At 45.4% G+C, this 14,960-nt stretch carries 12 protein-coding genes; 1 reads left to right on the top strand and 11 read right to left on the bottom strand.

Going from position 1 to position 14,960, the window contains the following annotated elements; genetic code table 11:
- Positions 1–75: 75 nt before the first annotated feature.
- Entirely contained in the window at positions 76–1,629 is a 1,554-nt protein-coding gene (gene guaA / locus WJM94_RS09270; protein WP_444493969.1) for a glutamine-hydrolyzing GMP synthase, read from the bottom strand.
- A gap of 128 nt (positions 1,630–1,757) precedes the next feature.
- On the bottom strand, positions 1,758–3,221 hold the full coding sequence (gene guaB / locus WJM94_RS09265) for an IMP dehydrogenase (RefSeq protein ID WP_444493968.1): 1,464 nt from the start codon (positions 3,219–3,221) through the stop codon (positions 1,758–1,760).
- A gap of 233 nt (positions 3,222–3,454) precedes the next feature.
- Here guaB and xseA point away from each other — a divergent pair, with 233 nt between their 5' ends.
- A complete protein-coding gene (xseA, locus tag WJM94_RS09260) occupies positions 3,455–4,786 on the top strand; it encodes an exodeoxyribonuclease VII large subunit (protein ID WP_444493967.1) in 1,332 nt (443 codons plus the stop codon).
- An 18-nt stretch (positions 4,787–4,804) separates the two neighbouring features.
- Here the strand turns inward: xseA and WJM94_RS09255 are convergent, their stop codons facing one another.
- From WJM94_RS09255 to WJM94_RS09215, 9 genes are all read right to left on the bottom strand, one after another.
- The gene (locus WJM94_RS09255; RefSeq protein WP_444493966.1) at positions 4,805–5,029 is read right to left on the bottom strand and encodes a zinc ribbon domain-containing protein; all 225 of its coding nucleotides are present in this window, start codon (positions 5,027–5,029) and stop codon (positions 4,805–4,807) included.
- 297 nt (positions 5,030–5,326) lie between these two features.
- Positions 5,327–6,208, bottom strand: coding sequence for an alanyl-tRNA editing protein (locus WJM94_RS09250; protein WP_444493965.1), 882 nt, complete (start codon positions 6,206–6,208; stop codon positions 5,327–5,329).
- Between the two features lie 71 nt (positions 6,209–6,279).
- Positions 6,280–7,776 carry a ribosome biogenesis GTPase Der gene (der, locus tag WJM94_RS09245; RefSeq protein ID WP_444493964.1) on the bottom strand — a complete coding sequence of 499 codons (1,497 nt, stop codon included), beginning with the start codon at positions 7,774–7,776 and terminating at the stop codon, positions 6,280–6,282.
- Positions 7,777–7,957: 181 nt separating this feature from the next.
- A complete protein-coding gene (bamB, locus tag WJM94_RS09240) occupies positions 7,958–9,118 on the bottom strand; it encodes an outer membrane protein assembly factor BamB (protein WP_444493963.1) in 1,161 nt (386 codons plus the stop codon).
- 12 nt (positions 9,119–9,130) lie between these two features.
- Entirely contained in the window at positions 9,131–9,745 is a 615-nt protein-coding gene (locus tag WJM94_RS09235) for a YfgM family protein (protein WP_444493962.1), read from the bottom strand.
- 124 nt (positions 9,746–9,869) lie between these two features.
- Positions 9,870–11,138, bottom strand: a complete 1,269-nt coding sequence (gene hisS / locus WJM94_RS09230; protein WP_444493961.1) for a histidine--tRNA ligase — start codon at positions 11,136–11,138, stop codon at positions 9,870–9,872.
- A gap of 26 nt (positions 11,139–11,164) precedes the next feature.
- Entirely contained in the window at positions 11,165–12,283 is a 1,119-nt protein-coding gene (gene ispG / locus WJM94_RS09225) for a flavodoxin-dependent (E)-4-hydroxy-3-methylbut-2-enyl-diphosphate synthase (RefSeq protein WP_444493960.1), read from the bottom strand.
- A gap of 6 nt (positions 12,284–12,289) precedes the next feature.
- A complete protein-coding gene (rodZ, locus tag WJM94_RS09220) occupies positions 12,290–13,240 on the bottom strand; it encodes a cytoskeleton protein RodZ (protein ID WP_444493959.1) in 951 nt (316 codons plus the stop codon).
- Between the two features lie 515 nt (positions 13,241–13,755).
- Entirely contained in the window at positions 13,756–14,883 is a 1,128-nt protein-coding gene (locus WJM94_RS09215) for a bifunctional tRNA (adenosine(37)-C2)-methyltransferase TrmG/ribosomal RNA large subunit methyltransferase RlmN (RefSeq protein ID WP_444493958.1), read from the bottom strand.
- Between the last annotated feature and the right edge of the window lie 77 nt (positions 14,884–14,960).

Below are 14,960 nucleotides of genomic sequence, written 5' to 3'. Positions count from 1 at the left end.
AAAGCGGAGACGACCAAACTCACCGCAAAAAAAACCAGCCCGAAGGCTGGCTCTATCAAACATAATCGTTGAGGATTATTCCCACTCGATTGTTGCTGGTGGCTTACCAGAAATGTCGTAAACAACACGTGAAATGCCATCAACTTCGTTGATAATACGGTTAGAAACCTTACCTAGGAAGTCGTATGGCAGGTGTGCCCAATGTGCTGTCATAAAGTCGATAGTTTCTACTGCACGTAGCGATACAACCCAATCGTACTTACGCCCGTCGCCCATAACACCTACAGATCGAACTGGTAGGAATACCGTGAATGCTTGAGAGACTTTGTTGTATAAGTCTGCTGCGTGAAGCTCTTCAATAAAGATAGCGTCTGCACGACGTAGCAAGTCACAGTACTCTTTCTTGATCTCGCCAAGAACACGAACACCCAGACCAGGACCCGGGAATGGGTGGCGGTAAAGCATGTTGTAAGGAAGACCTAGCTCTAGACCAATCTTACGTACTTCATCTTTAAACAGCTCACGTAGTGGCTCAACAAGACCCATAGCCATATCTTCTGGCAAACCGCCCACGTTGTGGTGTGATTTGATCACGTGCGCTTTACCAGTCTTAGATGCTGCAGATTCGATTACGTCAGGGTAGATAGTACCTTGAGCAAGCCATTTCGCGTTTGCTAGCTTCTTCGATTCTTCATCGAATACGTCTACGAATACGTGACCGATTGTCTTACGCTTGTCTTCTGGATCTGACTTGCCTTTCAGTGCATCTAGGAAACGCTCTTCTGCATCGACTTTGATGATGTTTAGACCGAATTTGTCGCCAAACATATCCATTACTTGCTGACCTTCGTTTAGACGAAGCAGACCGTTGTCAACGAATACACACGTTAGTTTGTCACCAATCGCGCGGTGAACCAGCATAGCTACTACTGATGAATCCACACCACCAGAAAGACCCAGGATAACTTCGTCATCACCTACTTGCTCTTTAATACGAGCAACTGCATCTTCGATGATAGATTCAGATGTCCATAGACGCTCACAACCACATACGCCAAGCACGAAGTTCTCTAGCATCTGCAGGCCGCCTTTCGTGTGCGTTACTTCTGGGTGGAACTGAACACCGTAGTATTTCTTCTCTTCATTCGCCATCGCAGCGTAAGGACACGTATCTGTCTCGCCTACTTTTACGAAGTCTGCAGGAATTTCTACTACTTTGTCACCGTGGCTCATCCAAACGTCTTGAGTCGCTTCAAGATCTTTGAAAAGCGCAGATTCGCCAGAAACTTTAACTTGTGCGTAGCCAAATTCACGCTCGTTTGAGCCAGCAACCTTACCACCTAGCTGTTCTGCCATGGTTTGCATGCCGTAACATACACCAAGAACAGGAACACCTGAGTCAAATACGTATTGAGGTGCGCGAGGAGAATTTTCTTCAGTTACACTCTCAGGGCCACCTGACAGGATGATGCCATCTGGGTTGAATTCACGAATATCCGCTTCTTCAACATCCCAGCTCCATAGCTCACAGTAAACGCCGATTTCACGTACGCGACGAGCAACTAATTGAGTGTACTGAGAACCGAAGTCCAAGATCAGAATACGTTGGTCATGGATATTTTTAGTCATTTTGAGCAGTCTTTTTTAGGCTAAGTGATTAAAACCGAGGCGAGTGTACTCGCCTCTTATTAATGCTTCAAGGAAAAAGCAAACGTTTACGTCGAGAGATTCTTATTCAAAATCTCGCTTATCGACGATTAACCCAAACGGTAGTTTGGTGCTTCCTTAGTAATTTGAACGTCGTGTACGTGAGACTCTGCCATACCTGCGCCAGAGATTCGCACAAATTCTGCTTTCGTACGCATATCTTCGATCGTTGCTGAGCCAGTAAGACCCATGCTTGAACGTAAACCACCCATTTGTTGGTGTACGATCTCTTTTAGGCGACCTTTGTATGCGATACGGCCTTCGATACCTTCTGGAACAAGTTTGTCTGCTGCGTTATCAGACTGGAAGTAACGGTCAGAAGAACCTTGAGACATTGCACCAAGAGAACCCATACCACGGTAAGCTTTGTAAGAACGACCGTTGTAAAGAATTACTTCACCCGGAGCTTCTTCTGTACCCGCAAACATAGAACCAACCATCACACATGATGCGCCAGCTACGATTGCTTTACAGATGTCACCTGAGAAACGGATACCACCGTCCGCGATAACTGGAATGCCGTATTGGTTCGCTACTTCAGCTGCATCTGCGATAGCTGTGATTTGAGGTACACCAACACCAGTTACGATACGAGTAGTACAGATAGAACCAGGGCCGATACCTACTTTCACTGCGCTTACGCCAGCTTCAATAAGCGCTTTAGCGCCCGCACCTGTTGCTACGTTACCACCAATGATGTCTAGATCTGGGTAAGCTTCACGAGTTTCGCGGATACGGTTTAGAACACCTTCAGAGTGACCGTGAGAAGAGTCGATAAGCAGAACGTCAACACCTGCTTCAACAAGTGCTGCCACACGTTCTTCATTACCTGCTCCAGCACCAACTGCTGCGCCAACACGTAGACGGCCACGCGAATCTTTACATGCGTTTGGTTTACGCTCAGCTTTGTGGAAGTCTTTTGCTGTGATCATACCAGTCAGTTTGAAATCATCATTCACAACCAGTACTTTCTCTACACGTGCTTCATGCATTTTCTCTTGTACTTCTGCACGAGTTGCACCTTCTTTCACTGCTGCCAAGCGTTCTTTTGGCGTCATTACTGAAGATACTTTCTTAGAAAGGTCTGTCACAAAACGAACGTCACGACCAGTGATGATACCCACTAGCTCATTGTGCTCAGTAACAACAGGGAAGCCAGCAAAGCCGTGCTTGTCAGTAAGAGCGACTACGTCGGCGATTGTTGCGTCTGGATTCACCGTTACAGGGTCTGTAACCACACCAGCTTCGAACTTTTTAACTGTACGAACTTCGGCTGCTTGCTGCTCAATAGACATGTTCTTGTGGATAAAGCCAATGCCACCTTCCTGCGCAAGTGCGATAGCCAGACGAGCTTCCGTCACGGTATCCATTGACGCAGAAATCATCGGAATATTCAGAGCAATATTTTTCGTCAACTGAGTGCGAAGATCAGCTGTGTTTGGGAGAACGGTGGAGTGTGCTGGCACTAGTAGTACGTCGTCGAATGTCAGCGCTTCTTTGGCAATTCTTAGCATTTGCAATATCTCACAATTAGAGGAGTAAAAAAAACAATCCAAAGTCTCATCGTTTCGCATAATGAGGGTAACCGTGTTAGGTAACGAGTTACATTTGGATTAGATATTGCGGAGGGATTATACGGTTAACCCCCTCGCTTGACCACATTTTTTTTAATTTTTTTCTTGCAATTGATCCCTTGCTATGTATTATATTGCCGCTAATTTCCATACTCACGTCTACGAGATTAGCTGTGCTCTCCCAGACCAATCAAAACATTTTCACTGTTTCCCGTCTTAACGCAGAAGTCCGTCTGTTATTGGAAAACGAAATGGGGATCGTCTGGCTTGTCGGAGAGATTTCAAACTTCTCAGCACCTGTCTCTGGACACTGGTACCTCACTCTAAAAGACTCCCGTGCTCAAGTTAAATGTGCCATGTTCCGTGGTAACAATCGTCGCGTAACTTTCAAACCCGCAAATGGTAACCAAGTTTTAGTCAAAGCACGTCTGTCTCTGTATGAGCCACGTGGAGACTACCAGCTTATTATCGAAAGTATGCAGCCTGAAGGCGACGGCAGATTACAGCAAGAGTTCGAAGAGCTAAAAATGAAGTTGGCAGCAGAAGGCTTGTTTGCTCAAACGAACAAACTAACCTTGCCAGAACACCCTAAATGCGTTGGCGTTATCACCTCAAAAACCGGGGCAGCTCTTTACGACATTCTTGATGTATTAAAACGCCGAGATCCTTCTCTTCCAGTGGTCGTTTATCCGACCATGGTTCAGGGAGAAGACGCCGCCATTCAGATTGCACAAGCTATTGGACGCGCCAATAGTCGTGACGAATGTGATGTATTGATTGTTGGTCGTGGCGGAGGCTCTTTAGAAGACTTATGGTGCTTCAATAATGAGATCCTTGCTCGCACTATCGCAGCAAGTCAAATCCCGATCATTAGCGCAGTTGGCCACGAAATAGATGTGACCATCGCAGATTTTGTCGCCGATGTACGAGCTCCAACCCCTTCGGCAGCCGCAGAACTGGTTAGCCGAGATAACAGCCATAAAGATCAGACGCTCGTTGCGCGTCAACATAAGTTAGCGAGCGCGATGCGTTACTACCTGTCGACACAAAAACAGCAAACTGCACAGTTGCTTCATCGTCTGGAACGTCAACATCCAAGCTATCAGCTACAGCGTCAATCACAACAACTTGACGAGTTGGACATGCGTCTGCGCAGAGCGATGCAGCGTTTCATCGATACGCGCCAACAAGCGGTTGAACGTAAACATTATCGCCTACAGTTGAACTCCCCTGTCAAACAACTTGCACAGCAGAAGTCCAGTCTCGAACGCGCAGAGCAAAAGCTGATGGATGCGATGGATCGTAAACTACTGACCATGCGTCACCAACTGGCTATTGCAGCAGAGAAGTTGGACGCGGTAAGCCCACTTGCAACCCTTAAACGTGGCTATTCAATCACACAGACAGAGCAAGGCGAGGTAATTACTAAAGCTGAAGATGTGAAAACGGGCGACCTTTTAGTCACCCGTTTAGCAGATGGTGAGATTCGCTCTACCGTTAACTAACTTGTTCTTGAGTTCAGGCTAGCTAGTCTTTTGAAACTCAAACCGAACTCGAGATTTCGATTTGAGTTCATTGCAAGTATTGCAGAAGTAATTCGCCGCACCACAAGCCTGAAGCTTTTCTAGCTCAGCATCGCAATCGGGACAAAACCCTACCTTTTTGAAGTCCGAGTCACACTGGTTACAGTGATACTGACCCGTCCACTCTAATTCTACGTTACAAGTCGGACAGATGTTCGGCTGCATAATTCTTTCACCTCTACTGAATACTCTTATTTAAGTATTCACATTTTATCCCTACAAACCTTGATCCGCATCACTGTATCTGGCAAGCAGATTTACACTTTTCGGAGTCTGGATTAAGGAAGATCTTACTCTGATCATCGGATATTTCCCTTTTGATCAGCGATCACCCCTTAAAAGAATATTTATATCACCACACACCGAAAGCATAAGTTACATATTCTGCATTTCAATTTTAAACAGACAATAACTCCAGAATAATTAAATATTAATATTTAGTTCAGGATTTAATAAAAGGATCTAATTATCTAAAAATGCGCTTACGTTGGTGTGCATTTCAATTGTCTGAGGGTCAATCTCGATTAATCTGACCTGTATTGATTCAAACTCATCTAAATGGCTTGCATGCGTGCCACCACAAGGGATCACTGCAATTTCCCCCTCTCCGAGGTCGCACTTCCAATAGCGAGAATCCGTAAGATTTTCACCATGACATTCGATAGTGATCACCTCATCACGCAGTAGCCATTCAGATAACTGACCATTAACTTTATGTTCAATATCACGTAGGTCAGCTAGCATATCTGCACTGTTTAAACCTCTTTTACGGAGTGTTTTACCTAGCCGGTAAGTATCCAGACATTTATCCGGTGTGACAAAACTGGTCTCCTGAGCATAGCTGTTGAAATCATAATTACCATGTGGGTCTTTACGATCGGCATCTTTACGCCAATATCCTTCAGCCAGTACTTTATTTAGAGCCAGGTAAGCCAAATGTCCTGCGCTATGGCCACGACTCAGAGCGAGCTGATATGATTTGTCAACTTTCAAAGCGACCCTATCACCCATCTCTAGCGATTCGGTGCGTGGCAACACATGCACGACAACAAACACCCAACCTTCGGTATCTCTTTTTACAGGGATTTCGTCTCCCACATGCAGCGTGTTCGTTGCTTGTTCCACCGCTCCGACTCGACAGTCAATTACTTCAAACACTTCTTCATTTACCTGGATTATGCCTTTGTCTGCAGGATGATCCGGCCAAATGTGGCTTACAGGATGAAAAGGTGTGGTTTCTGTAATCACATAGGTTACATCACTGTCATGTTGGATTAACACTACAGGAGCTTCCAACAGCCAAGTCTGGTGACAGAAGCGGATTTTAGTCGCATTAATAGTCATATTTCGTATGTCTGTATTTCTTAAAGATAAAAAAATACCCAAGCAAAACTTGGGTATTTGATTGAATTCAATTATTTACTACGGTTTTTAACCGCAGACACCATACGCTTGCGCTTACGCTCCTGAGAAAGCGTTAGCTTGTTAGTGCGGTTCTCGTATGGGTTATCGCTGTTCTGGAAGTTAATACGGATTGGTGTACCCATGATCTCCAGAGACTTACGGAAGTAGTTCATCAAGTATCGCTTGTACGAATCTGGCAGGTCACGAACCATGTTACCGTGAATCACTACAATTGGTGGGTTGTAACCACCCGCGTGCGCATATTTCAGTTTGATACGGCGACCACGAATCATTGGCGGTTGGTGATCATCAGTAGCCATTTTCATAATACGGGTCAGAACCGAAGTACCAACGCGAGTCGTCGCAGATTTGTACGCTTCCTGAATCGATTCAAACAAGTGGCCAACACCTGTACCGTGCAACGCAGAGATGAAGTGAATTCGAGCGAAATCAACGAAGCCAAGACGGCGATCCAGCTCTTTCTTCACGTTCTCTTTCACTTCATTATCCAGGCCATCCCACTTGTTCACGGCCAGTACGATTGAACGACCAGCATTCAACGCAAAACCGAGTAAGCTCAAGTCTTGGTCAGAGATGTTGTCACGCGCGTCGATAACCAGTAGAACCACGTTTGCGTCTTCTACCGCTTTCAGTGTTTTAACCACTGAGAACTTCTCAACGGTTTCGTTAATACGTCCACGGCGACGAACACCCGCCGTATCAATGATCACGTATTCACGCCCGTCACGTTCCATTGGAATGTAAATAGAGTCACGCGTCGTTCCCGGCATATCGTAAACAACCACACGCTCTTCACCAAGAATACGGTTGGTCAATGTTGACTTACCAACGTTTGGACGACCAATGATCGCGAGCTTGATTGGTTGATCTTGCAGACGTTGGAGCTCTTCTTCTGCTTCTTCTTCGCTGTACTCTTCTTCTAGGATCTCCGCATCTTCAAATTCTGTCAGATCTTCAATCTCACCTTCTTCTGACTCACTGGTTAGCAAGTCATCAAAGAACGGTGCCAGAGCACGCTCAAGAAGAGCCGTCACGCCACGGCCATGAGCAGCAGCGATTTGGTACATGTCATCGACACCCAGTTGCCAGAAGTCGGCACAAGCCGCATCAGCATCAATACCATCAATTTTGTTAACAACCAGCATTGCTGGCTTTTCAATTTTACGCAGATGTGCCGCAATTGCAGTATCTGCAGGCGTTAGACCAGCACGACCGTCAACAAGGAATAGCACGACGTCAGCTTCATTAATTGCCGCTAACGACTGTTCTGCCATCTTAGTTTCCACACCTTCTTCAGAGCCATCGATACCACCAGTATCAATCACAATGAACTCGTGCTCTTCACCAAGTTTCGCTTGGCCATATTTACGGTCTCGCGTTAGGCCAGGAAAGTCCGCAACCAACGCATCACGAGTGCGAGTCAATCGGTTAAATAGTGTAGATTTACCTACATTCGGACGCCCGACTAGGGCCACAACAGGTACCATAACAACCTCTACAATAATCTTTCTTCTGTAGTTATAGGTAACGACTTGCCCGATGCCAAATCAAACCAGCTTTTTACCTATAACCACGTCAAGAATAACTGTTAATAATTAATAAATTCAAACAACAAAACGGCTCCTAACTGTCACCAGCCAGGAGCCGAATGTGAATTATATCACGATATTATTCGTTAATGGTTAGTTTCTTTACATCGCCGTTGCGAGTTGTAAGCACATAACCATCAGACAATAACGTCGGACCTACCGCAAAGCCGCTATCATCAACATACTGTTGAGCAACAAAATCACCCGTTGAGCGATCTATCCAGTGGAGGTAACCCAGTGAGTCACCAACCACTACATAGTTACCTATAACCACAGGTGCAGTAAGTTGACGGTGTTCTAGTAAGCTGTTTTCCCACAACTCTGTCCCACTTCGAGCATCAACTGCAACAACATGATCTTTCTCAGTAATAACAAACAAACGGCTACCATCTGTTGCCATATTCGTTGAGGAGGAATAGTTACGCTTCCAAATAGGGTTTGCAGAACGCAAATCAATCGCTACCAGCTGACCATTATAACCAACGGTAAAGAGAACCCCACCTAGCACAATTGGAGAAGAGTCTACATCAACCAAACGATCGATCTCAGTTGCGCCTTTCGGGGTACCTACTGGTTGTTGCCAGATAAGCTGTCCGCGTTCAACAATCGCTGCTGCGAGGCGGCCATTTGCCGTACCCCAGAATACACCACCGCCTATTGCGACAGGTGTACTGTCACCACGTAAAGTCAAGTTAGGGACTTCTGTGCTTAACGCCCAACGTTGCTCACCAGTACTCTCATTAAGCGCAACCAACACGCCTCGGCTGGTATTAATAATAATCAAACCAGAGTCAGCAACCGGCTTTGCCAGTACTTCACCGCCAACCTTAACACGCCAATTCACTTCACCAGTTTCTTGGGATAGAGAAATAACATCGCCATTGTCAGAACCAATGTATAGGTTTCCGTAAGCAGCCGTGATACCACCTGAAAGTCGCGCAACTACACTCTCTTCCAGATCAACTTGCCATTGCGCTTTGCCGTTCTCTGGATCAAGAGCCTTAACGATACCGTCACGGCTGGCAACAAATAAAGTGCCATTGTCATAGACTGGAGACAATTTTGAGAAGTAATGACCAACGCCATCACCAACCGATGTGCTCCACTCAGTGTTAGTAGTAAACTCGCTATCGACTTGAGGCAGTGGCGCCATAACGATGGTATCTTCTTCGCTCGCACACCCAGCAAGAATTCCCATAGTTAACGCCCCTAACAAGGCTTTCTTAAAGACTCTTTTCATCCAATGCGGTCCTTATTTCGCCAAATCGTCCAATTTCATTTGTAGTGTTGGGCTTGCATCCGTCGCTTGCTGAGCTTCAGTGTAAGCAGCATAAGCTGAATCTTTATCATCCTGACGAAGTGCAATATCACCGCGAAGTTCTGCGATGCGACCTGTCCATGCTGCATCAGTGACTTTACTTAGTTCAGAAGTTGCTGCATCAAAGTTACCCATTTCTGCTTCAATACGAGCAATACGGTAACTGATAAGTGGAGATAATGCGGCATCCTTAGTACTGCTTTGTGCCCATTTCAATTGCTCAAGCGCAGCAGCAAGGTCTTTCGCCTCAACTTGTACTTTCGCTAATTGCAGAGCTGCCAATACTGAGTATTCTTTGACTTCACTTGAGTCGATAAAAGCTTGAACTTCAGATTGTGCGTCGACACCTTTTTCCTGCAGAACACTGATCGCTGTCGTGTAGTTTTGCGAAGCCGCTTCACTCGCCTGAATCACTGAATCCTGGTAGTAACGCCAACCCAATAGACCACCTAAACCAACAACTGCACCGATGATGACGGCTTTGCCGTTCTCTTTCCACCAGTCTTTAATGGCTTCAACTTGTTGTTCTTCAGTATCGTAAAGTTCCACTTCCTGTCCTCTTAAAACATGTAAATGGCAGCAAAGCTGCCATTGTTCCCATCTCGTTGAAAGGCTCCACACTTGGGAGCCTCAACTAACGAACTAGGATAAAATTACTAGCTCACTAAAAGACTTACATCAGTGCTGCGATCTTTTCAGCAACTTCTGCTTGGTTGTAAGTATGTTGCTCACCACCAGCCAAGTCTTTCAATACTACTGTGTTATCTGCGACCTCGTTTTCACCCAGAACCAATGCTACAACAGCACCGACTTTATCTGCGCGTTTAAACTGTTTCTTAAAGTTACCGCCACCAAAGTGATTCATCACACGTACACCAGGGACTTCTTCACGAAGCTGTTCGGCAAGTTTCATACCTGCCATCATCGTACCTTCGCCCGCCGTCACTACGTATACATCAACGCTGCGGCGTACTTCTGTCAGCTCTAACGTTTCCAACATCAGTACCAGACGCTCAAGACCCATTGCAAAGCCAACAGCCGGTGTCGCTTTACCACCTAGTTGTTCAACCAGACCATCGTAGCGACCACCACCACATACGGTGCCCTGTGAGCCTAAGCTTTCAGTGATCCACTCAAATACAGTGCGATTGTAGTAGTCCAGACCACGAACAAGGCGTTCGTTAACAGTGTATTCGATACCTGCAGCATCAAGAAGTTCACAAAGACCTGCAAAATGTTGCTTAGAATCTTCGTCTAAGTAGTCAGAAAGGCGAGGTGCATCACCTAAGATATTCTGTACATCTGGATTTTTGCTATCAAGAACACGCAGAGGGTTAGTGTACATACGACGCTTACAGTCTTCATCCAGAACATCCATATGTTGCTCCAGATATGCCACAAGTGCTTCACGGTAGTTTGCACGAGCTTCAAGAGAACCAATTGAGTTCAGCTCAAGACGAACATACTTGTCGATACCAAGTTCACGCCATAGACGAGCGGTCATCATAATAAGTTCCGCATCGACATCAGGACCATTTAAGCCAAACACTTCCACACCACATTGGTGGAATTGACGGTAACGGCCTTTTTGAGGACGCTCGTGACGAAACATTGGACCAATGTACCAAACACGTTGTTCTTGGTTGTACAGCAGACCGTTTTCGATACCAGCACGTACACAACCCGCAGTACCCTCAGGGCGAAGTGTCAGACTATCGCCATTACGGTCTTCGAATGTGTACATTTCTTTCTCAACCACGTCGGTAACTTCACCAATAGCACGGCTGAATAGATGTGTCATCTCAACGATTGGCATGCGCATTTCGTTGTAACCGTATGCGCTAATTACATTTTTCACTGTGTTTTCTAGTTTCTGCCACAGTGGCGATTGAGTTGGGAGGCAGTCGTTCATGCCTCGAATTGCTTGAATTGTTTTTGCCACAATACTTACCGTAATTCTCGTTGAGATTAATCTTGTACTTTTACTTCGATGCGATTTTCGCCATCCATCATAGATGCTTTCGCACGAATCTTAGCTTCGAGCTGATTCACAAGGTCATCGTTATCAAAGCGCTCTTTCTGGCGTTTGCCATCTTCATAAAACGCGCTCTTCTTGTTACTGCCTGCCAGACCTAAGTGGGAAACTTCTGCTTCACCAGGGCCATTGACGACACAACCGATAATCGACACATCCATTGGCGTGACGATGTCTTCTAAACGCTCTTCAAGAGCGTTAACAGTACCGATAACATCGAATTCTTGACGTGAACAGCTAGGGCACGCAATGAAGTTAATGCCGCGTGAACGAATACGTAATGATTTCAGAATATCGAAACCAACTTTGATCTCTTCTACAGGATCTGCAGCAAGAGAAATACGCAAAGTATCGCCGATACCTTCTGCCAGCAGCATACCAAGACCAACAGATGACTTCACCGCACCGGCGCGCGCGCCACCCGCTTCTGTAATGCCTAAGTGCAGAGGCTGGTCTATTTTCTTAGCCAACAAACGGTAAGAATCTACAGCAAGGAAAACATCTGACGCTTTTACGCTCACTTTGAATTGATCAAAGTTAAGACGATCCAGATGATCCACGTGACGCATTGCAGACTCAACCAAGGCTTCCGGTGTCGGTTCACCGTACTTCATCTGCAGATCTTTTTCTAAAGAGCCGCCATTAACGCCAATACGGATTGGGATGTTTTTATCGCGGGCACAATCGACGACAGAACGAATACGCTCTTCGTTACCAATATTACCCGGGTTGATACGCAAACAATCGACACCGTATTCTGCCACTTTAAGTGCAATACGGTAGTCAAAGTGAATATCCGCGACCAACGGCACTGACACTTGCTGTTTAATTAGCTTAAAGGCTTCAGCAGCATCCATCGTTGGTACAGAAACACGTACGATATCTGCGCCGACTTTTTCTAGTGCTCGGATTTGTGCGACTGTCGCTTCCACATCAGTCGTGCGAGTGTTAGTCATTGACTGTACAGCAATTGGCGCACCATCACCAATTGGCACATCACCCACATATATACGCGTCGATTTACGACGAATAATTGGAGATTCGTGTTGCATAATTTTTTATAACGGTAAAGTGAATCGAGCTACTCTGCCTGAAGTATACCCAGAAAGGTCGACAGGTTCACTTGCAAATGTCATTGTAACCCCTTCCGGTGCTCCCAATATCACTTTAAATGGGGCTTTTCCGGTAAGTTCTACATCTTGACCTGGTTTGTGAGTGCCGCTGACCAGCGTTTTGCCATTAGTATCTTTAACCTGAATCCAGCAATCCGCTTTAAATTTCATGGTTAGCAAACTCATACCTTCCGGCACAATGATGGCAGGCTCTTCGACTGCCTCTTCAATGATTTCAACAGGCTCTTCTACTTCTGAGGTTGTAGCGTCTTCGCTACCCACAGGAAGAACTTCTGTTTCTAATGCATTATTTGACTCTGTATCTGTTGCCGCAATTACTTCTTCTGAAACAGCAATCTCAGCTGGAGTACGGGCTATCAGCTCATCTGCACTCATTTGGTCAATATCAGCTAGCTCTTCAGCACTTGGTTGAGGAGCTTCAATATTAGCGTCTGTCTCTATCTGAGCGAGGCTATTTTCCTGTTGATTTTGCCACCACCAGGCAGCTGAAATACCGGTAATCACAATCGCGATAACCCAGGTCAGGAACATAATTCGGCTATTGTGCTTTTCATGCTTTGTTTTACGAGAAAAACTCTGCATTTCGATTTCTTGATCTTTCGGCTTGATATCCGCTGTTTGCTCAAGCGCAGTTAGAACAATCTTTTCATCAAGACCAACCACTTTCGCGTACGAGCGCAAATAGCCACGCGTAAAAGTCGCCACTTGTTGTGATTCAAAGCGGTTGTTTTCAATGTCTTCGATAACAGAAACGCGAAGTCTCAGGCGATCAGCAACTTGCTTCTGAGTCATGCCTTTAGATTCGCGTTTGTTTTTTAATAGTGTGCCCGCTTCGATAGAAAGCGGTACTTCATTTGTATTTTCGTGTTCTGTCATAATGGTGGTTTTAATCTGCTTTAGTCGCTAACACGGTTATTGATTTTCGTTCTTTTTCTGAAGCCCAACTTAAAGATAGCTAGGCTAATCGTGTTAACCAAAATATTAATTTTAAGAAATTCTCTGCGCTCGGAATGCGAATACCCATTTTGCGAAAGCCAGCAAAGCGTATGAGGAGAAAGCTGAGAATTCTCGATGTCATCGTAAGTGTTATACAACATGATAAGCGAATGTATAACAAAGACAAAAACTCTTTCCACCCAAACTAACAGATTGCTCAAGCTTTTGTCCAAACTTTGACACTGTAATTCGAAATTCAACGCAATTCCACTATTGGCACAGGGTTACTAGCCTAATTAACCTTAAATAGTTGGTTCCACAAGCGTAATATAATTTGCACATTCAGCAGAGAAATTACCGTGCAAAGCTGCAATGATATTATTTGCGTACGGACTGCTCTGCAAACAAAATAGCCAGAGCAAAATGGCTCTGGCTATTTCAATAATTCATACGACTTATACCGCTTTTACGTCAATAGTATCTGCTCCACGTGACGCTTTTAGCATGGCTGTACGCTTAGTTCGGTCAATAACATCACCCACTAACTGGCCACACGCAGCATCAATGTCATCACCACGAGTCTTACGAATGGTCACGGTGTGCTCATATTGCATCAGCGTTTTTTGGAAACGGTCAATACGAGAGTTACTTGGTTTCTTGTATGGCGAACCAGGATATGGGTTGAACGGAATCAAGTTGATCTTACATGGCGTATCTTTCATTAGCTCAGCTAACTCTCGCGCATGATCCATATCGTCATTCACATGATCAAGCAGTACGTATTCTACGGTCACTTTTCCGCGGTTTGCGTTTGAAGAAGCAATGTAGCGACGCACAGACGCCAAGAAATCCTGAATATCCCAACGGTCATTGATTGGCATAATTTCACTGCGCAACTTGTCGTTTGGTGCATGAAGTGAGATTGCCAATGCTACGTCGATTTTGCCTGTCATCTGATCAAGACCAGACACAACGCCTGATGTTGATACGGTTACGCGACGCTTCGAAAGACCAAAACCAAGGTCATCCAACATAATTTCTAATGCAGGAATCAGGTTTTTCATGTTAAGTAGCGGTTCGCCCATACCCATCATTACAACGTTAGTAATTGGACGACGTCCCGTTTCTTTCTCAAGACCCACTTCACGGGCAGCACGCCATACCTGACCGATAATTTCAGAAACTTTCAGGTTACGGTTAAAGCCTTGTTGAGCCGTCGAGCAGAATTTACATTCAAGTGCACAACCAACCTGAGAAGACACACACAAGGTCGCGCGATCATCTTCTGGAATGTAAACCGTTTCTACGTCTTGATCGCCAACCTTCATGGCCCATTTAATGGTACCGTCAGAAGAGTGTTGAGCTTCAGAAACTACAGGCGCTTTGATCTCGCATTTATGCTGCAGCTTTTCACGTAACTTCTTGTTGATGTTCGTCATGTTGTCGAAGTCATCAACACCGAAATGGTAGATCCACTTCATAACCTGATCAGCACGGAACGCTTTCTCGCCTAATTCTTCTGCGAAAAATTGACGCATGCCTTTGCGATCAAAGTCGAGTAGATTGATTTTTTCAGTGGTCATGTTGCCTCTCAATGACTGAAACAAGAATAAGGGCGCGAATTGTACAGCCTTTATGCAGCCACAACAAGGGGTGTAAG

The sequence above is a fragment of the Vibrio sp. YIC-376 genome (assembly GCF_052353105.1).
Taxonomy (GTDB): domain Bacteria; phylum Pseudomonadota; class Gammaproteobacteria; order Enterobacterales; family Vibrionaceae; genus Vibrio.
This window is presented reverse-complemented; position numbering and strand designations above follow the sequence as displayed.

Coding starts and splice junctions, on each gene's coding strand:
- ispG (WP_444493960.1), bottom strand. CDS start 12,283: ATGCAACACGAATCTCCAATTATTCGTCGTAAATCGACGCGTATATAT.
- WJM94_RS09255 (WP_444493966.1), bottom strand. CDS start 5,029: ATGCAGCCGAACATCTGTCCGACTTGTAACGTAGAATTAGAGTGGACG.
- rodZ (WP_444493959.1), bottom strand. CDS start 13,240: ATGACAGAACACGAAAATACAAATGAAGTACCGCTTTCTATCGAAGCG.
- guaA (WP_444493969.1), bottom strand. CDS start 1,629: ATGACTAAAAATATCCATGACCAACGTATTCTGATCTTGGACTTCGGT.
- bamB (WP_444493963.1), bottom strand. CDS start 9,118: ATGAAAAGAGTCTTTAAGAAAGCCTTGTTAGGGGCGTTAACTATGGGA.
- WJM94_RS09250 (WP_444493965.1), bottom strand. CDS start 6,208: ATGACTATTAATGCGACTAAAATCCGCTTCTGTCACCAGACTTGGCTG.
- guaB (WP_444493968.1), bottom strand. CDS start 3,221: ATGCTAAGAATTGCCAAAGAAGCGCTGACATTCGACGACGTACTACTA.
- WJM94_RS09215 (WP_444493958.1), bottom strand. CDS start 14,883: ATGACCACTGAAAAAATCAATCTACTCGACTTTGATCGCAAAGGCATG.
- der (WP_444493964.1), bottom strand. CDS start 7,776: ATGGTACCTGTTGTGGCCCTAGTCGGGCGTCCGAATGTAGGTAAATCT.